This is a genomic window from Streptomyces venezuelae (assembly GCF_008642275.1).
Taxonomy (GTDB): Bacteria; Actinomycetota; Actinomycetes; order Streptomycetales; family Streptomycetaceae; genus Streptomyces; species Streptomyces venezuelae_E.
In genome coordinates this window covers 3,192,149-3,210,436 of sequence record NZ_CP029189.1, presented here as the reverse complement: position 1 = coordinate 3,210,436, position 18,288 = coordinate 3,192,149, and the positions used below count along the sequence as shown (strand labels likewise).

Here is an 18,288-nt window from a genome sequence, read left to right as displayed (position 1 = left end):
GCGGGCCCGCGGGGGCGGAGCCCCACGAGACGGGCCGCAACGCGAACTCCGGCAGAAGGGACGTCATGCTCGACCACCTGATCAAGGGCGCGACCGTCGTGGACGGTACCGGCGCCCCCGCCCGCGTCGCGGACGTGGGGATACGCGACGGCCGGATCGCGGTGATAGCCGCACCCGGAACCGTCACCGAAGAGGCCTGCACCACCGAGGACGCCACCGGGCTGATCCTCACCCCCGGCTTCATCGACCCGCACACGCACTACGACGCCCAGCTCTTCTGGGACCCGTACGCCACACCCTCCATGAACCACGGCGTGACCACCGTCGCCGGCGGCAACTGCGGCTTCACCCTGGCGCCCCTCAACCCGGCCCGCCCCGAAGACGCCGACTACACCCGCCGCATGATGAGCAAGGTCGAGGGCATGGCCCTCAAGGCCCTGGAGGAGGGCGTCGACTGGACCTGGTCCACCTTCGGCGAGTACCTCGACGCCCTGGAAGGCCGGATCGCCGTCAACGCCGGCTTCATGGTCGGCCACTGCGCCCTGCGCCGCCACGTGATGGGCGAGGACGCCGTCGGCGGCCAGCCCACCCCCGAGCAGATGCAGCAGATGCTCGACCTCTTCCACGACGCCATGAACGCCGGCGCCTGGGGCCTGTCCACCACCCAGTCCTCCACCCACTCCGACGGCTCCGGCGCCCCCGTGGCCTCCCGCCACGCCCGGCCCGCCGAGCTGCTCGCCCTCTCGAAGGCGGTCTCCGAACACGAGGGCACCCAGCTGGAGGCCATCGTCGCCGGCTGCCTCGACCAGTTCTCGGACGACGAGATCGACCTCTTCGTGGAGATGAGCGCCGCCGCCGGCCGGCCCCTCAACTGGAACGTCCTCACCATCGACGCCTCCGTCCCCGAACGGGTCCCGCGCCAGCTGATACCCAGCGAGCGCGCCCGCAAGGCCGGAGGCCGGATCGTCGCGCTGACGATGCCCATCCTCACCCCCATGAACATGTCGCTGGGGACCTTCTGCGCGCTCAACCTCATCCCCGGCTGGGGAGAGGTCCTCGGCCTCCCCGTGCCCGAGCGGATCGAAAGGCTCCGCGACGCCGACGTACGCGCCGAGATGCTGCGCCGCGCCGACAGCAAGGAGGCCGGCGTCTTCCGGCGCCTCGCCCACTTCGGCCGGTACGTCATCGGCGACACGTACAGCAAGGAGAACGAGGGCCTCTCCGGCCGGGTCGTGAACGACATCGCCGCCGAACGCGGCCAGGACCCCTTCCAGTGCCTGGTGGAGATCTGCGCCAACGACGACCTGCGCACCGTCCTGTGGCCGATGCCCACCGACAACGACCCCGCGAGCTGGGCCCTGCGCGCCGAGACCTGGCAGCACGAGGACGTCATGCTCGGCGGCTCCGACGCCGGCGCGCACCTGGACCGGATGTGCGGGGCCCCGTACACGACCCGGTTCCTCGGCGACTGCCTGCGCGGCCGCAAGCTGGTGCCGTTGGAGCAGGCGGTACGGATGCTCACCGACGACCCGGCCCGGCTGTTCGGGCTCCGCGAGCGCGGCCGCCTCACCGAGGGCTTCCACGCGGACCTGGTCCTCTTCGACCCGGAACGGATCGAGGCCGGCCCCGCGACCCTGGTCCACGACCTGCCCGGGGACAGCCCGCGGCTGGACGCACGGGCCATCGGCATCGTCTCGGTACGGGTCAACGGCGTCGAGACCATCCGCGACGACGAGGTGACCGGGGCGATCCCCGGGACCGTGCTCCGCTCTGGCCGGGACACGAGGACGGTGAGCACCCGTTGAAGGCACAACCCCTCTACATCGGCGGCGAGTGGGTCGAGCCCGCGGGCGGCCACTACGAGGTGGTCAACCCGGCGGACGAGTCGGTGGTCGGGCTCGCCCCCGAGGCCTCGCGCGGGCAGGTCGAGGAGGCGGCCCGCGCCGCGGCCGACGCCTTCGAGAGCTGGTCGCGCACCACCCCGCAGGCCCGGGCGGAGATCCTGGACCGGGCCGCGGACATCATGCAGCGGGAGTGCGAGCCGTGGGCGGCGCTGGCGCAGGCCGAGACGGGCGCGCCGACCGGCATCGCACGCGGCATGCAGGTCGGCGTGGGCGTCGCCCGCTTCCGCCGCTACGCCAAGGGCGCCCTGGAACCGGTGGAGAAGGGGCTGCCGCCGCAGGTCACGGAGGCCGGCCCGATGGGGAGGGCGAGCATCCTGGGCGCCCTGGAAGTGCGCCAGCCGGTCGGTGTGGTCACCTGCATCACCTCCTACAACAACCCGTGGGCGAACCCGGCCGGCAAGGTCGCACCCGCCCTGGCCATGGGCAACACGGTGGTGGTCAAACCGGCACCGCAGGACCCGCTGTCGGTGTTCAGGATGGCGGACGCCCTGCACGAGGCCGGGGTGCCCGCGGGCGTGGTGAACGTGGTCAACGGGCAGTCGGTGGAGGTCGGCGAGGCCGCGGTGGACTCCCCGTACGTGGACATGGTCTCCTTCACCGGTTCCACGGCCGTCGGGCAGCGCATCGCCGAGGTCTGCGGCCGCACGATGAAGCGGCAGCTGATGGAACTCGGCGGCAAGGGCGCGGCGATCGTCTTCGAGGACGCGGACCTGGACGCGGCGGTGATGGGGATCGGGACGACCTTCTCCTTCTACTCCGGGCAGATCTGCACCGCCCCGACCCGGGTGATCGTCCACCGGTCGGTGTACGAGCAGCTGATCGAGAAGCTCACCGGCTACCTGGCCTTCATGAAGGTCGGAGACCCGGCGGCGGCTGGCACGGTGGTCGGCCCGGTCATCTCGGCGGCGCACCGCGACCGCGTGGAGTCGTACGTCGAGCTGGGGAAGAAGGAGGGTGCCAAGATCGCGTACGGCGGCGAGCGCCCCGTGGTCGGGGACGGCCGCGGCTTCTACGTCGCCCCGACCCTGCTCGTGGACTGCACGAACGACATGCGGGTGGTCCGCGAGGAGATCTTCGGCCCGGTCGTCGTGGTCGTCCCCTTCGACGGCGACGAGGAGGAGGCGGTCCGGCTGGCCAACGACAGCGACTTCGGGCTGCTGAGCTACGTGTGGTCGGGGGACTCGGCACGCGCGTTCCGCGTGGCGCGGCGGCTGCGGTCGGGCGGGGTCGGCGTGAACACCATCGGCCGCAACATGGAGGCCCCGTTCGGCGGCTTCAAGCGCAGCGGGGTGGGCCGGGACGTCGGCTCGTACGCGCTGCACGCCTACAGCGAGGTCCAGTCGATCGTCTGGCCGGGCTGAGACGGCGGCGCCGGGTCCGGCCGGGGGCGGACGGCCCCGGCCGGACCCGGGTCATGCCCGCGGGGCGGACGGGGGTGGGCGGTAGCCGAGGGCTTCGGCCAGCTCGTCGTTGCCTCCGCCGAAGGTGGCGAAGGCCTTCGGGTCGTCCGTCTCCAGTCGTCGCAGGACGGCGGCCGCCCGGTCCCGGGGCGGGCCGTCGTCGTCGGGCAGCGACCAATGGAAGGCGAGCGATCCCCCGGTGCCGGGCGGCGGCGCGGACGGTTCGTGGCGGAAGTGGAGCACCACGGTGTCCGGGTTCCGCCAGTCGGTGCCGACCCAGTGCTGCGAAATCTCCCACCGGGCCGTCAGCTCGGGACGTGCCCGCAGGCCCGCCGCGATCAGCCGGGCGGTGCTGCGGGCCGGCCAGCACCAGGAGTGGTCCCGTTCCGCGCGTGCGAGTTCGGCGTCGTAGGCGTCCGCGTCGAAGCGGTACGGGGGCGGCAGCGGGCCGACCGCTCCGCGCCAGCCGTCCCACACCACCTCGTCGCCGTCCCGGCGGACCGTCACGTACAGGGCGCCGCAGCAGCCCTCGGTGCAGTACGCCTCGGCGAGCTGCACCTCCCGGGGCTCCGGTGCGGCGCAAAGCCGGCCGCTGTCGAGCAGGTGCTCGGGCGGGTTGCCCCGCCCCTTTCCGAAGAGCGCGGCGACGAGCGGGACTCCGTCGGCCAGGATCCGGGTCTCGACGGCGGAGGAGTCCGCCGACCCGTGGACGACGACCACCTCCCACCGCGGGCGGTCACCGTCCTCGGCGCGGGCGAAGGGGAGCTGCCGGTTGCGCCTGAACCAGTCCGCCTCACGGTCGCCGGGTACGGGTTCCGGCGCGGCCGCGGGCAGCAGCCCGTCCAGGGCGTCGAGCAGGGCCCGGCGCCGCCCGGGCCGCCAGTTCAGCAGTACGGCGGGGCCGCTGTGCAGGTCGAGGGCGATCGACAGCAGCAGCGAGCGGTGCTCCGGGGTCGGGGGCAGCCGGTCGGCGTGCCGGACCAAGGCCTCGTACACGGCCCGGGCGGGCCGGTAGTCGAGGATGTCGGGGCGGCTCTCCAGCTGGTCGGCCATCCGGTGCAGCAGCCGGCCGGTCAGCGCGAGCAGCTCGGCGTCCTGCGGCCGGGCCCGCAGCAGCCCGTGCAGGTCGGCGGCCTCGGCGATGCGCCGGCCGAGCCACATGGCCTGCGCCTCGTCCGTCAGCGAGACCAGCGCGGACCGGGTGGCCTCCGTGTCGCCGGAGGCGACCGCGTCGGTCAGCGGGGTCAGCTCTCCGGGCCGGTCCCGGCTGCGGATGTACAGCAGGGCGGCCGCCTGCCGGTCGAGCGGGTCGAGGGCGGCGCTCGCGGCGTCCGCGAGACCTCCCAGCATGCCGAGGGCTTTGAGGCAGGGCACGTCCTCGGGCTCGCCGAGGCGGATCAGCAGGGCCATGCCGACACCGACGGCCGCCGCGTCCGTACCCGTGCGGATCAGCTGCCGGGCGGTCCGCCGGGCGGCGTCCTCGTCGGCGAGGGCGAGCCGTGCGGTGTGGGCGCGCAGGGTGCGGTGGGGCATGGCCAGTTCGGCGGCCGCCCGGTGGACCGCCGCGGCGGCCCGTACCGGGTCGGGGTCGTGGAGCAGGGGCGTGAGGGCGTCGGTGACTTCGGTCTGTGCCTGTTGCCAGGTCAGGCCCGCGCGGCTGGGCTCCGCGGGGCCCTCCGGCAGGGGAAAGCCCTTGCGCGGGACGCGGCCGTCCGGCTCGATGCCGTGGCGGAACAGGGCGTAGTCGTACAGGGAGGTCGTCCGGGAGGTGAGCGCCTGGCGCTCTTCGCGGGCGCTCACCGGGCGGGGTGGGACTCGATTCCGTAGGTCATGCCCCGCAGCATGCCGCAGTGATCATCCGGCGTCCAGCGAGAAAACGGCCTCGCCGCGGACGCGGCCGTTGACCTGGAGCTGCACCAGGTGCTCGCCGGAGTGGTAGCGGCGGGTCGTGATGGGCTTGAAGGAGTGCCGCTTGGTTCCTGCGAGGGTTTCGCCGGGGGCCAGCGGGCGGGTGACGAGTTTGAACACCTTCGGGGTGCGGGTGCCGTTCGCCTTCGTGTGGTGCACGACGTAGTCGATCACCAGCTCGGCCGGGAGTTCTCCGGTGTTGGTGACGGCGTAGTCGAAGACGAGGTACTCCCCGACGGCCACGCGCGGGGTGGTCACCACCGGCCCGTGCACGGTGACCGGTACGTCCGGGGCGTGCCCGAGCAGGGTCAGTGCCTCCGGCCGGCCCGCCTTGACCAGGGTGCGCAGCCCGTGGCGGACGACGCGGTCGGTGGTGTCGGCGGGCTCGGCCAGCCAGCGGGCCGCGGTCTCGACGGCGAGGTCGGGGTGGTCGCGGCTGATGTCGTTGAGGTGGTTGGAGACGGAGCGGCGGACGTACTCGGACCCGTCGCGGTAGAGGGCGTCCAGCACCGGCAGGGCCGGCCGCGGGTCGGCGACGAAGGCGGGCAGCTGCGGGGCCCACGGCAGCCGGGGCCGGGTGCCCTCGCTGGCCAGGCGCCGTACGTGCGGGTCCGGGTCGTCCGTCCACTTCTGTACGACGGCCAGGGCGCGGCCGGCGTCGGCGCGCAGGAAGGGCCGGACGGCGGACTCGGCGGTGAGCCGGGAGGTGAGGTCGTGCAGCAGCTCCAGGCCGGGCTCGAACACCTCCAGCCCGCGTACGGCCACGGCCTCGTCGACGGGGAAGGTCATCCACCCCTCGAAGCCGGGATCGGCGAGGGCGGTGCGGACGACGGCCTCGAAGGCGGGCCATTCGGCGGGAAGGTCGTCGAGGACGGCGTCGCGCACGGCGGCGACGCGGCCGCTGAAGGTCAGTCCGTCGAGTGCGTCGGCGCGTGCGCGCAGAGCCGGGGAGGACCGGCGGCCGCCCGCACGGGCGAGCAGCCGGGCCAGGGTGGTGACGGTTTCCGCACTGAGGAGCTCATCGGCCGTGGGCATGGGGCCAGTCTCGCGGACGGCACTGACATTGATGCTGATACTCAGGTTCCGGTGGTCGTGGCTCGGGCACTGACTGACGCCCTGCTGGGTTGTCCTCCGGTTGTTCTGTCCGGCCGCCGGGACCTGTTCTCACGGCTCCGGCCGGGCGGAACATGACCTGATAGGAGCTTGGTCAGAAGCCCCCTCAATGTCCTGTCTGCGCCACCCGGCCGGTGCCCACCTCCGGTTGGGAAGGCATCATCAGCATGACATCAGAGGCTGCGCAGGACATCGCGGACCAGGATGTGTTCGGCGGGGTCGACTCCCATGCCGACACCGTCCACGTCGCGGTCATCAGCGACAACGGCGGCCGCCTCGCAGACGCCGAGTTCACCACCACCGCTGCCGGATACGCCGCGGCCCTGGCGTTCCTGGATGCCCACGGCCAGGTGATCACGATCGGCGTGGAAGGCACCTCCTCATACGGCGCCGGCTTCACCCGCGCCGCACGCAAACACGGGCACGCGGTCGTCGAGGTCAACCGTCCCGACCGCGCCGAACGCCGTCGCATCGGCAAGTCCGACCCCATCGACGCCTACGCCGCCGCCCGCGCCGTCATGTCCGGACGGGCCTCCAGTGCGCCCAAGGACGACACCGTCGCCGGCATACGCGCCCTGCACAATGCCGCCCGCTCCGCAGTCAAGGCCCGCACCGCTGCCCTGAACCAGATCACCCACATCCTCTTCACCGCGCCCGAGAGCATCCGCGCCAAATACGGGCAGCTCAGCGGAACGGACCGCACCAATGCGCTGGCCCGGCTGCGACCGGCCGGGGACGCGGTCCACACCGCAGTCCTCGCCGCGCTCAAGATCCTCGCCCGGCGCGTCAAAGAGCTGACCGCCGAGCACGCGACCCTGACCAAAGCCCTGGACAGCGAGGCCACCGTCCAGAACCCGGGTCTGCGGGCCGCCTACGGAGTCGGCCCCGACACCGCGGCCCAACTGCTGATCACGGCGGGAGGCAACCCCGAACGCATGCGGACCGAGGCCTCCTTCGCCGCCCTTTGCGGAGCCGCACCGGTCCCCGCGTCCAGCGGCCGGACGAACCGGCACCGCCTCTCACGAGGAGGCGACCGGGCCGCCAACGCCGCCCTCTACCGCATCGCCCTGGTCCGCATGTCCAGCGATTCCCGCACCCGCGAGTACGTGGCACGCCAGACCGCCGCCGGCCGCACGAAGAGGGAGATCATCCGACTCCTGAAGCGAGCCATCGCCCGGGAGATATTCCGCTGCCTGACCACCACGGTCACCGTCCCCGCCATCGCCGATCTGAGACCTCTGCGGCAGTCCAAGAACATCACACTCACCGCCGCCGCACGCCACTTCGGCCTCTGGCCGGCCACCATCTCCACCCTCGAACGCGGAATCCGTCGAGACGACGACCTCGCCCACGCCTACCGGGACTGGCTCACCGCTGCTTGACAGTCAATAGGAGCATCAACCCGGTCCGGTGGCGGCCCCGGGGCGGCCCCGGGGCGGCCCCGGGGTGGCACGGACGCCGCTCCTACTCGTCCTTGTAGTAGTCCGTGAGGACACAGCCCTTCACCAGGGCCGGTTCCTTGCGGAAGCCGCTCGGCGGCTTGAAGTCGGGGTGGCAGTTGAGCATGAGCAGTCCGGCCTGCGGTTCGAGCAGGGCGCTCATGGCGTCCGAGTCCACGGATCCCATGGCGAAGTCCTGGCCTACGACGATGCCCTGGTTGGGGTTCCCCTTGCTGCCTTTCTTCGCCATCTCGGCCTTGAAGGCGGTCTGGAAGGCCTTCGCGTCCTTGTAGAGGACGAGGGTGGTGCGGCGCCCCGAGCCGCAGAATCCGGTCTCGGTCACGGTGGCGGCCTTGTCGAACTCGGCGCCCATGCCGGTCGGTCCGCTCTCGCCGGGGGTGGAGCTGAGCCGGGCGCAGTCGGTGTGGCTGTTGACGAAGCGGGCGGCGGCGGCCATGGTGCCCGCCTTGGGCAGCTTCTGGAAGGCGGTCCCGTCCTTGGGTGCGTTCCCGTTGACCCCGCCGTTCTTGGTGGGGTTCTCCAGGGTGCCCTCGTGAGGGCCTCCGTCGGTGTCGGCGCCGGTGCCGCCGTCCGCGCCGGAGCCGGCACCGACGACCGGTGCCGCGCCGCTGTCGCCGCCGCCGCAGGCGGTGAGCGTGAGCAGCGCGGCGACGGCCGTGGCCGATGCCATGAGCGAGGTGGTGGTGCGCATGTCTGTGTCCGTCCCCCGTGTGAATGACCTTGGACGGCGGCGACTCTAGGTCGATGATCATGCTCGCGGCAAACCCGCCCGGGGCCCGGTTACCACCGGTCACCGCAAAGTCACGACGGAAACTTTGAAAATACGCAAAACGGACATGGCTGCGGTTTCCGCATGCCGAAAGAGTCTCTGTCGATCCTGTCGAAGCGCGGGCGCATATCCGAGTGAACCTTGTATTAAGTGCTCGTGAAGTCTCCCGGTCTCTGGAATCGAAGGCATTCAAGGGCTCTGAGTTCCGGACTTCGATCGTCCAGATGTGGAAAACGCACCCTCTAACGTCCTGACCCATGACTCAGCTGGACGTTCGGCCTCGGGCCGGAGACACGGTAAGCGGCGTCGCCGAGGGCGACGTCCGCGGCAAGGGCCTCGGCAAGGGGTCCGTCGGACTGGTCGGAAGCGCCGTCATCGGCATCTCCACCGTCGCCCCGGTCTACTGCCTGACCTCGACCCTCGGCTCCACCGCCGGTGAGGTCGGCCTGCAGATGCCCGCGATCTTCCTCGCCGGCTTCCTCCCGATGCTCCTGGTCGCCTTCGCCTACCGCGAGCTCAACAAGGCCATGCCGGACTGCGGCACCTCCTTCACCTGGACCGTCAAGGCCTTCGGCCCGCGGATCGGCTGGATGTGCGGCTGGGGCCTGGTGATCGCGACGATCATCGTGCTCTCCAACCTCGCGGGCGTCGCCACCTCGTACTTCTGGCTGCTGGCCGGCGAGATCACGAACAACGCCTCGGTCGCGGCCCTGGACGACAACAAGCTCGTCCACATCGTCACCTGCCTCACCCTGATCGCCGTCGCGACCGCCATCAGCTACCGCGGCATGACCGCCACCAAGGGCGTCCAGTACGCCCTCGTCGGCCTCCAGCTCGTCGTGCTCGCGGTCTTCGTCGCCATGGCCTTCCAGAAGGCCTCCGCCGGGACCTTCGACACCGGCCTGGACTTCTCCTGGTCCTGGATGAACCCCTTCGCGGTCGAGTCCATGGCGGCCTTCACCGCCGGACTCTCGCTCTCGATCTTCATGTACTGGGGCTGGGACGCGTGCCTGGCCACCAACGAGGAGACCACCGGCTCGACGAAGACCCCCGGCCGCGCCTCGCTCATCGCGATGGTCGTCCTGGTCGGCTCGTACCTGGCCACCGGCGTCGCCGCCCAGATGGCCGTCGGCTCCGGCGGCGAGGGCCTCGGCCTCGCCAACGAGGAGACCTCGGGCAACGTCTTCGCCGCCCTCGCCGGCCCCGTCATGGGCCCGGTCCTCGGCATCCTGCTCTTCGTCGCCGTCCTGGCCTCCGCCGCGGCCTCCCTGCAGACCACCTTCATCCCGGTCGCCCGCACGGTCCTGGCCATGTCCACGTACGAGGCCCTGCCGGCCTCCTACGCCAAGGTCCACCCGCGCTTCAAGACCCCGGGCCGCGCCACCGTCATGGCGGGCGTCGCGACCGGCGCCTTCTACACGGTCATGACCCTGGTCAGCGAGAACGTCCTCACCGACACGATCTTCGCGCTCGGCCTGATGATCTGCTTCTACTACTCGCTGACGGCCTTCGCCTGCGTCTGGTACTTCCGCGGCGAACTGCGCCGCTCCGCCCGCGACCTGTTCTTCAAGGGCGTCTTCCCGATCCTGGGCGGCCTGCTGCTGGCCGCGGTCTTCTTCAAGACCCTCTACGACGCCTGGGACCCGTCCTACGGCTCCGGCTCCACGCTCCCCGGCCTCGACGTCGGCAACGTCTTCGTCATCGGCGTCGGCCTGCTGGCCCTCGGCCTGGTGATCATGTTCGTCACCGAGCGCCGCAGCCCGGCCTTCTTCCGCGGCGAGGTCCTGACGAAGTCGACCCCGTCCCTGGTGGTCGAGGACTGACCCTCCCCGCGCCCCTGCGCCCCGCCCGCCGAGTCATGCCCACGGCCCCGGATCGATTCCCCCGATCCGGGGCCGCGGGCGTCCATGCGGGCCGGTCAGCCCAGCACGTACTGCTCGTCCCCGAACTCGGCCACGATCTTCAGCCTGCCGCCGAGGGCCCGGACGTAGGCGGCGAGCGTCTCGACCTCGCTGCGCTCCAGCTCGCCGTTCTCGATCCGGGAACATGACTGCTGCGGCACATTACGCAAGCGTCTTGGGTCGGGGTGGCATCCCTGGGGATCACTCCTACGTGGTCGTAGGTGGTGACCCGGGGTGCGGCGGGGTCGTTGGGCCGGGCATGAACGCCATGAAGCGCACCCTCTCCGCCCTGGTCGTCTCCGGTGGCGCCGCCCTCGCACTGCTCCCCGTCACCGCGCACGCCGACGAGGCGCCCGGGCAGGCGCCCCCGGTCGTCGGCCGCGTCGTCGACATCGTCGACCACCCGACCCAGGCCGTCCAGGACACCAAGACCGCCGTGGGCGTGACCGCCCAGGCCGCCGGGTCCGCCACCCGCGCCACCGACTCCTCGCTCAGGGGCACCGGCTCGGCCCTGGCCGGCGGGCTCCCGGAGGCCCCCAAGGTCGAGTGACCCCTGCGCCCCCCGCCTCCGCCACGGCTCCCCTCCCGCAGGAGCGCCGCGGAGGCCGAGCTCTGCGACGGCGGCGCTCGTTGAGCACGGCATGATCCTCTGGCTGCTCAACCACCTCAGCACCTCTGTCATCGCCCTCCTCGTGGTCGGCGGCCTCACCGGCCTCGCCGTGGCCGGGAGCGTGGCCGCCCGCCGCCGGTTCCCGCACCTGGCCGAGGGCGAGCACAACGAGATGGTCGGGGTCGCGCTCGGCATGTTCGGCGCGATCTACGGCATCATCCTCGCGTTCGTCGTCGTCACCCTGTGGACGCAGCGGGAGAACACCGAGACCATCGTCGCCTCCGAGGCCAGCGGGCTCGCCGCGGTCGTGCGCAGCGCCGACGCCTTCCCCGCGGCCGACCGGGCACGTGTGCAGCAGGCGGTGGGCGCGTACACGCACGCCGTCGTCGAGGTGCAGTGGCCGCTGATGCGCGAGGGCCGGCCGAGCTTCGAGGCGACCGGCGCGCAGACCCACGGCCTCTACCAGGCCCTCCTGGCGTACGAGCCGCAGGGCCCGCGCGCCGAGACCTTCTACGCCGAGGCCGTCACCCGCCTGAACGACGTCAACGCGCAGCGCCGGGCCCGCGTCACCATGGCCGAGACCTCGCTGCCCGGCCTGCTCCAGGTGCTGGTGTACGGCGGCGCGCTCGTCATCGTCCCGCTCACCTTCCTGTTCGGGCTGCGCAGCCTGAAGACGCAGCTGCTCTTCGTGTCGGCGGTGGCCGGGCTGATCGGCTTCAGCCTGCTCCTGGTGGTGGCTCTGGACCGGCCGTTCGCGGGGGACCTCAGCGTCACCCCGGAGCCCTACAGGGAGGCCGCACTGGCGCAGTTCTGGGCCGCCGGCTGAGCGGGCCTCCCCGCAGCATCGTCCCGCCGCCGGACGACGCCCGTACCGGCGGGGGCCGGAACGCCGACGGGCGGCGTACGCCGACCGCCGTGTCGGCGTACGCCGCCCAGGGGCGGGACGATGCTGCGGGGGAGGCCCGCTCGCTCATACCGGTTACTTCGGGTCGCGGTTGAAGGAGCCCGCCGACCAGCGGTAGCCGAGCACCGCCAGGCCGACCGACCAGGCGACCGCGAGCCATCCGTTGTAGCCGATCTCGGTGCCGAGGAGCAGGCCGCGCAGGGTCTCGATGGCCGGCGTGAACGGCTGGTACTGGGCGATCGGCTGGAACCAGCCCGGCATCGCCTCGATCGGGGTGAACGCGCTGGAGATGAGCGGCAGCAGGATCAGTGGCATCGCGCTGTTGCTGGCGGCCTCGGCGTTCGGGCTGTTCATGCCCATCCCGACGGCGATCCAGGTGAGCGCCAGGGCGAAGAGGGCGATCAGCCCGAACGCGGCCAGCCACTCCAGGGCGGTGGCATCGGTGGACCGGAAGCCGATGGCGACCGCGACGGCGCCGACGAGGACCACGCTGGCGAGTGACTGCAGGACGCTGCCGACGACGTGTCCGACGAGCACGGAGCCGCGGTGGATCGCCATGGTGCGGAAGCGGGCGATGATGCCCTCGGACATGTCGGTGGAGACGGACACCGCGGCCCCGATGACGGTGCTGCCGATGGTCATCAGCAGGATCCCGGGTACGACGTACGCGATGTAGTCGGAGCGGTCGCCACCGCCGCCCATCCCGGCGCTCATCACGTCGCCGAAGATGTAGACGAACAGCAGCAGCAGCATGACCGGGGTGAGCAGCAGGTTCAGGGTCAGCGACGGATAGCGCCGGGCGTGCAGGAGGTTGCGGCGCAGCATCGTGGAGCAGTCGCGCACGGCGAGGGAGAGGGAGCTCATCGGACGTTCTCCTTGGACTGGTTGGGGATGGCGGCCGGGCCGGTGAGGGCGAAGAACACGTCGTCGAGGTCGGGGGTGTGCACGGTCAGCTCGTCCGCCTCGATGCCGGCGGACTCCAGCCGGTCGAGGATCGTGCGCAGTTCGCGCTGGCTGCCGTCGCTGGGGATCTGCAGTGCCAGCGCCTCGTCGTCCCGGGTGACCTCGTGCAGGGCGAGGGCCGCGGACCGGTAGGCGGCCGGGTCGGTGAAGCGGAGCCGGACGTGTCCGCCGGGGATCAGCCGCTTCAGCTCGTCGGCGGTGCCCTGGGCGGCGATCCTGCCGTCGTTGAGCACGGCGATGCGGTCGGCGAGCTGGTCGGCCTCCTCCAGGTACTGGGTGGTGAGGAAGACGGTGACGCCACCCGTGACGAGTTCGCGGATGATCTGCCACATGGTGTGGCGGCTGCGCGGGTCGAGGCCGGTGGTGGGCTCGTCGAGGAAGATGATCCGCGGGTCGCCGACCAGCGTCATCGCGATGTCGAGGCGGCGCTTCATGCCGCCGGAGTAGCTGGCGGCGGGCTTCTTCGCGGCTTCCACCAGGTCGAAGCGCTCCAGCAGTTCGCCGGTCACCCGCCGTCCCTCGCTGCGGGAGAGGTGGTGCAGGTCGGCCATGAGGAGCATGTTCTCCTCGCCGGTGATCAGGCCGTCGACGGCGGAGAACTGGCCGGTGACGCCGATCGAGGCACGGACGGCCTGCGGGGCGGCGGCCAGGTCGTGGCCGTTGATGTGGATGGCCCCGGTGCCCGGGTCCGCGCCGATGAGGGTGGAGAGGATCTTGACGGCGGTGGTCTTGCCGGCGCCGTTCGGGCCGAGCAGCGAGAAGACCGTGCCGGCGGGGACCGCCAGGTCGATGCCGTCGAGCACGACCTTGTCGCCGTAGGACTTGCGCAGCCCGTTCGCCGAGATGGCCAGGTTGGTCATGAGGAGTGCTCCTTCGGAAGCGGTGACTGCGGGTCAGTTGCTGCGGGCGGTGATGTCGCCGTAGGAGGTGGTGGCGCGGATGTCCAGGCCGGCGGCGGCGCCGTCGGTGTTCGTGAGGGCGTTGCGGACGCGGCCGTAGGCGGTGCCGGCGTCGAGGGTGGCGGAGACGCCGCGGGCAGCTCCGATGGTGATGTCGCCCGCCTGGGTGTTCAGTTCGACGGTTCCGCGCAGGGCCTCGGCGATCCGGAGGTCGCCCTTCTGGGTGGTGATCTGCGCGGAGCCGCCGAGGCGGCCGATGGCGATGTCGCCGGCCATCAGGGTGAGGTGGGCGTTCGCGGTCTCGTCGAGCTTGACGGCGCCCTGGGCGCTGTCGAGGGTGACGTCGCCGAGGCGTCCGACGCCGCGGAACTCGACGGCCGCGGTCTTCGCCTCGACGTGGGAGCCGGCGGGCAGCTGGACGGTGATCTCGACGGACCCCGGGTGGTTGCCGAGGATCCTGTTCTTCGCCGGTGCGGCGGCGATCCGCAGCACCCCGTCCTCGTAGACGGCCGTGGTCTGCTCGGCGGCCTTCACGTCGCGGCCCTTGGAGGCGTCGGCGGGAAGGATCTCGACGGTGGTGTCGGCGCGGTCGGCGGCGATGACGCGGACGAGTCCGGCGGGGACGTCCAGGACGGCGGTGATCGGGGCGGCGGTGGCGAACTTCTGCATGGTGTCTCTCCCTCGTCAGCGGCTGCGCTCCGTGCGCCCCGCGGTTTCTGATAGACGAAAAGCTACGTTGCGTTTCAGAAACTGGCAACACTCTCGTTGCGTCGAATCCTTGATATTGCAGGTCAGAGCGAGTAATTCATTGCAATGGTCTCCGGCTTAACGCAACGACGAGATGCCAGTTCGTTGCAATGAAATGGAGGTGAACGCTATAGTGGGGGCCACCAGGGACCATGAAGGAGGCCGCGATGCCGGGAGGCAGGCTCAACCAGCAGGAACGCCAGCAGATCGCCATGGGACTGGCCGACGGCCTCGCCTACGCGGAGATCGCCCGGCGCCTCGACCGTCCGACCTCGACGATCTCGCGCGAGGTGATGCGCAACGGCGGACCCAACGCCTACCGGGCCGACCTCGCCCACCGCGCCACCGAACGCCGCGCCCACCGGCGCACCCAGGCCGCCCCCCGCGGGCCGGAGGCGTCCCCGCAGGCCCACGGACGTGACCCCGAGGCGGTGCGCGAGTTCGAGGACGTGTTCACCGACGTCCTCGTCCAGGCCGGCACGCCGAAGATGATGGCCCGGGTGCTGTCCTGCCTCTACATCACGGACTCGGGCAGCCTCACCGCGTCCGAGCTCGTCCAGCGCCTCCAGGTCAGCCCGGCGTCCATCTCCAAGGCGATCGCCTTCCTGGAGGGCCAGGGCCTCGTCCGCAGGGAACGCGACGAACGCCGCCGCGAGCGCTACTTCGTCGACGAGGACGTCTGGTACCAGGCGATCATCGCCAGTGTCCGAGCGAACGCCCTGATCATAGAAACCGCACGCCAGGGCGTTGGCGTCCTCGGCCGCGAATCCCCGGCCGCCAACCGCCTGGAGAACATCGCCCGCTTCATGGACTTCGTCTCCGAGGGCATCACCCGCGCTGCCGAACAGGCCCGCGCGGTCCTCCACGCGAAGCCGGAAACACCCCCCGGCGACACCCCCTAGGGGGCGGCCGCGCGGCCTGCCGCCGCCGCGATCACCTCGTCCAGCACCTCGCGGGAGCGGATCAGATCGCCGATCATCCGGTCGATCCGCTCCCGCTCCGTGGCCAGTTCGGCCACCAGCGCCGGAGTGGCGCGCACCGACGGGCCGCCGTCCTCGTCCCGCATGCAGGGCAGGATCTGCGCGATCTTCGCGCTGTGCAGGCCGGCCGCGTAGAGCTCCTGGATCCGGATGACCCGGTCGACCGCACGCTCGGGGAAGTCCCGGTGGCCACCGGGCGTCCGGTCCGAAGCGAGCAGGCCCTGCTGCTCGTAGTAGCGCAGCGAACGCTCACCGACCCCGGTGCGTGCCGCCAGTTCGCCGATCCGCATGCCCCACCCCAGCCCTTGAACCTGACACCAGTGTCAGCTTTTACGGTACCGGCATGACGCAGACACAGCACGCCCCCGCCGCCCCCGCCGCCACTCCCGCCGCCTCCCGCCTCTTCGCATCCGCCCGCCTCGGCGGCCAGGAACTGCCCAGCCGCCTGGTGATGGCTCCGCTGACCCGCAACCGCGCCGGAGCCGACGGCGTCCCCGGCGAGCTCATGGCCACCTACTACGCACAACGCGCACCTACTACGCACAACGCGCCTCGGCCGGCCTGATCATCGCCGAGGCCAGCACCCCGAACGCCGCCGGGCAGACCTACCCGCACATCCCCGGCATCCACACCCCGGCGCAGATCGCCGGCTGGCGGCGGGTCACCGAGGCCGTGCGGGCCGCCGGCGGCCGGCAGATGTTCCTCCAGCTCCAGCACGGCGGCCGGGTCGGCCACCCCGAGACCAGCGGACACGTGCCGCTCGCCCCGTCCGCGGTGCCCTTCCCCGAGCAGCTGCACACCCCGGGCGGCCTCCGTGACGGCGTCGTACCGCGCGCCATGACCGCCGAGGACATCCGGGCCACCGTGGCCGACTTCGCGAGCGCGGCCCGGAACGCCGTCGAAGCGGGCTTCGCCGGAGTGGAGGTGCACTCCGCCAACGGGCACCTGCTGCACCAGTTCCTCGCGCGCAACACCAACCGCCGTACCGACGAGTGGGGCGGCTCCGTGGAGAACCGCATCCGGTTCACCGTCGAGGTCGTCCGGGCCGTCGCCGAGGCCATCGGCCCGGAGCGGGTCGGCGTACGCATCTCGCCCGGAGTGAACGTCAACGGGATCGAGGAGGGCGACACCGAGGAGATCTACCCGGCCCTGGTCAAAGCCCTGGCCGACCTGGCACCGGCCTACCTGCACCAGGTCCACGCCGACCCCGGCCGGCCCGCCTTCGCACAGATCCGCCGGGACTGGCCCGGCACCCTGATCGCCAACCCGGCGCTCTCCCGCGAGGAGGTCGCGGCCGACGGCGGCAAGCGGCAGGGCGAACGCCTGCTCGCCGAGGGCGCCGATCTCGTGGCACTGGGCCGGGGCTTCCTCGCCAACCCCGACTTCGTCGAGCGGCTGCGCACGGACGCGCCGCTCAACGAGCTCCGCCCCGAGTTCCTGATGCACGTACAGGGCGCGGAGGGCTACACCGACTACCCGGCCCTCGGAGCCTAGGACCTGACCGGGCCCTCACGCCGCCGGTCCGTGCGCGATCAGGGCCAGTCGTCCGTGACGGGGTACATGTCGGCGAAGGGGCAGGGCTCACCGGTAGCAGGGTCCAGTCCGGCCCTGAGCCGTCGATGCTGCTCCCGCCAGCTGACGAAGGTGTCCGTCCGCTTCCAGAGCGACGCGTCGCCCAGCGGGCAGGCGTCGAACTGGCCCAGCATCATGCGGGTGATGAACTGGACCATGGTGCAGTCGAACAGGGCCCAGGCCGACTCGCCCCACACGTGGTGCCGGCGCCAGGCTATGACGGGCCACCGGTCCGGGTCCGGGCCGTCCATGAGCCAGGCCATCTCGTTGGCGTTCATTCCGGAACCCCAGGGCAGGACGGCATCCGCACCCAGCGTCACGCCCGGGACTCCCGAGTCCTGCTCCCAGAGCCCGCGCAGGCCGTCCGTCATGCCTGCGATATGGCACCCTTCCCACCCGCGCACGTCGCTCGGGAGCGGGGGCAGGATGACGAGGTCTCCGAGATCGCCCACGCCGTACGTGTCCAGCAGCGCCTTGTAGTCACTCGGCAGCCCGGTGCCCAGCGCGGCCTCGGCCGCGGCCCAGTCGATCCGCTCGCCGCCGGCGAAGTCCGCCGGTACGAGGTCGACGAGTACGGCCACGTCAGGATGAACGCCCATGTGAAGCCCCTTGAGGTCAGTGGCCAGTCACCCTAGTGGTGCGTGCCGACACCGCTGCCCCGGGCGGCCGCGGGCCGGCCTACGAGGACGCCGCGGCCTGGCCCCAGGTGCGCGAGCAGAGGACCAGCCGGTAGCCGTCGGGGTCGGCGACGGTGACTCCCCACTCGTCCCAGTACGGGTTGTGGGCGGCGACGCGGGTCCCGCCGTGCTCGACGAGGCGCTGGACCAGGGCCTCGTCGGGAGCCTCGCCGAGGTAGACGACGAACAGGTCGTCGACGGTGGGCGCGGGCAGGATCGGGTTCGAGGCGTCCCGCGTGAGCTCGAAGTGCCAGCCGCCGCCGGCCGGTCCGACCATCAGCAGGTCGTGTTCCCCGGGCTTGCTCTCGGCGCTGCGCCACTGCACCTGCAGCCCGAGCCCGTCGACGTAGAACCGCTCGGCGGCCCCCAAGTCGAGGGAGGGCCGGGCCACGCGGACATGAGCATGTGAATCGATCATGCCCGTCAGACTACGAAACCCCGCCGTGGCAGGGCTGGTTGGGGAGGCCGCTGCGCGGCCGGT

16 protein-coding genes and 2 pseudogenes are annotated in these 18,288 nt (G+C 71.8%); 8 read left to right on the top strand and 10 right to left on the bottom strand.

Translation table 11 applies throughout. The features are described from left to right. Window positions 1-65 precede the first annotated feature (65 nt). Window positions 66-1,805 carry an N-acyl-D-amino-acid deacylase family protein gene (locus tag DEJ51_RS13865; RefSeq protein WP_150257866.1) on the top strand — a complete coding sequence of 580 codons (1,740 nt, stop codon included), beginning with the start codon at window positions 66-68 and terminating at the stop codon, window positions 1,803-1,805. Then, complete coding sequence (locus DEJ51_RS13860) at window positions 1,802-3,265, top strand: aldehyde dehydrogenase family protein (protein ID WP_150257865.1); 1,464 nt, start codon at window positions 1,802-1,804, stop codon at window positions 3,263-3,265. The genes DEJ51_RS13865 and DEJ51_RS13860 overlap by 4 nt, the downstream gene beginning before the upstream one ends. A 51-nt stretch (window positions 3,266-3,316) precedes the next feature. On the opposite strand, the gene DEJ51_RS13855 is transcribed toward DEJ51_RS13860, so the two are convergent. Beyond that, the gene (locus tag DEJ51_RS13855) at window positions 3,317-5,104 is read right to left on the bottom strand and encodes a hypothetical protein (RefSeq protein ID WP_223835798.1); all 1,788 of its coding nucleotides are present in this window, start codon (window positions 5,102-5,104) and stop codon (window positions 3,317-3,319) included. Window positions 5,105-5,158: 54 nt separating this feature from the next. Beyond that, a complete protein-coding gene (locus DEJ51_RS13850) occupies window positions 5,159-6,247 on the bottom strand; it encodes a DNA alkylation repair protein (protein WP_150257864.1) in 1,089 nt (362 codons plus the stop codon). A gap of 245 nt (window positions 6,248-6,492) precedes the next feature. On the opposite strand from DEJ51_RS13850, the gene DEJ51_RS13845 reads away from it, so the two are divergent. Continuing rightward, complete coding sequence (locus DEJ51_RS13845; RefSeq protein ID WP_150257863.1) at window positions 6,493-7,707, top strand: IS110 family transposase; 1,215 nt, start codon at window positions 6,493-6,495, stop codon at window positions 7,705-7,707. 82 nt (window positions 7,708-7,789) lie between these two features. Here the strand turns inward: DEJ51_RS13845 and DEJ51_RS13840 are convergent, their stop codons facing one another. Beyond that, window positions 7,790-8,476, bottom strand: a complete 687-nt coding sequence (locus tag DEJ51_RS13840; RefSeq protein WP_150257862.1) for a hypothetical protein — start codon at window positions 8,474-8,476, stop codon at window positions 7,790-7,792. 335 nt (window positions 8,477-8,811) lie between these two features. On the opposite strand from DEJ51_RS13840, the gene DEJ51_RS13835 reads away from it, so the two are divergent. After that, window positions 8,812-10,377, top strand: a complete 1,566-nt coding sequence (locus tag DEJ51_RS13835) for an APC family permease (RefSeq protein WP_150257861.1) — start codon at window positions 8,812-8,814, stop codon at window positions 10,375-10,377. Window positions 10,378-10,472: 95 nt separating this feature from the next. On the opposite strand, the pseudogene DEJ51_RS13830 reads toward DEJ51_RS13835, so the two are convergent. Beyond that, window positions 10,473-10,601 (bottom strand): annotated as a pseudogene (locus DEJ51_RS13830) (transcriptional regulator); the annotation flags it as partial. 113 nt (window positions 10,602-10,714) lie between these two features. Between DEJ51_RS13830 and DEJ51_RS13825 the strand changes: the two are divergent. Further along, the gene (locus DEJ51_RS13825) at window positions 10,715-11,005 is read left to right on the top strand and encodes a hypothetical protein (protein ID WP_150257860.1); all 291 of its coding nucleotides are present in this window, start codon (window positions 10,715-10,717) and stop codon (window positions 11,003-11,005) included. Between the two features lie 91 nt (window positions 11,006-11,096). Continuing rightward, window positions 11,097-11,891: a DUF4239 domain-containing protein gene (locus DEJ51_RS13820; protein ID WP_150257859.1), complete on the top strand. Its 795-nt coding sequence runs from the start codon at window positions 11,097-11,099 to the stop codon at window positions 11,889-11,891. 153 nt (window positions 11,892-12,044) lie between these two features. On the opposite strand, the gene DEJ51_RS13815 is transcribed toward DEJ51_RS13820, so the two are convergent. From DEJ51_RS13815 to DEJ51_RS13805, 3 genes are read right to left on the bottom strand one after another with little or no spacing between them, the layout of a single operon-like run. Next, a complete protein-coding gene (locus DEJ51_RS13815) occupies window positions 12,045-12,833 on the bottom strand; it encodes an ABC transporter permease (protein ID WP_150257858.1) in 789 nt (262 codons plus the stop codon). Beyond that, window positions 12,830-13,792, bottom strand: a complete 963-nt coding sequence (locus DEJ51_RS13810; RefSeq protein WP_150257857.1) for an ATP-binding cassette domain-containing protein — start codon at window positions 13,790-13,792, stop codon at window positions 12,830-12,832. Before DEJ51_RS13810 ends, DEJ51_RS13815 begins: the two co-directional genes overlap by 4 nt. A 33-nt stretch (window positions 13,793-13,825) precedes the next feature. Further along, window positions 13,826-14,500, bottom strand: coding sequence for a DUF4097 family beta strand repeat-containing protein (locus DEJ51_RS13805; protein WP_150257856.1), 675 nt, complete (start codon window positions 14,498-14,500; stop codon window positions 13,826-13,828). 245 nt (window positions 14,501-14,745) lie between these two features. Between DEJ51_RS13805 and DEJ51_RS13800 the strand changes: the two genes are divergently transcribed. Next, a complete protein-coding gene (locus DEJ51_RS13800; protein ID WP_150257855.1) occupies window positions 14,746-15,480 on the top strand; it encodes a GbsR/MarR family transcriptional regulator in 735 nt (244 codons plus the stop codon). Here DEJ51_RS13800 and DEJ51_RS13795 read toward each other — a convergent pair. Continuing rightward, entirely contained in the window at window positions 15,477-15,848 is a 372-nt protein-coding gene (locus tag DEJ51_RS13795; protein ID WP_150257854.1) for a MerR family transcriptional regulator, read from the bottom strand. The two genes, DEJ51_RS13800 and DEJ51_RS13795, sit on opposite strands and share 4 nt — an antisense overlap. 161 nt (window positions 15,849-16,009) lie before the next feature. Between DEJ51_RS13795 and DEJ51_RS13790 the strand changes: the two are divergent. Continuing rightward, window positions 16,010-17,052 (top strand): annotated as a pseudogene (locus tag DEJ51_RS13790) (alkene reductase). 38 nt (window positions 17,053-17,090) lie between these two features. On the opposite strand, the gene DEJ51_RS13785 reads toward DEJ51_RS13790, so the two are convergent. After that, window positions 17,091-17,729, bottom strand: coding sequence for an SMI1/KNR4 family protein (locus DEJ51_RS13785; protein ID WP_150257853.1), 639 nt, complete (start codon window positions 17,727-17,729; stop codon window positions 17,091-17,093). A gap of 79 nt (window positions 17,730-17,808) precedes the next feature. Next, window positions 17,809-18,225, bottom strand: a complete 417-nt coding sequence (locus DEJ51_RS13780; protein WP_150257852.1) for a VOC family protein — start codon at window positions 18,223-18,225, stop codon at window positions 17,809-17,811. Window positions 18,226-18,288 lie beyond the last annotated feature (63 nt).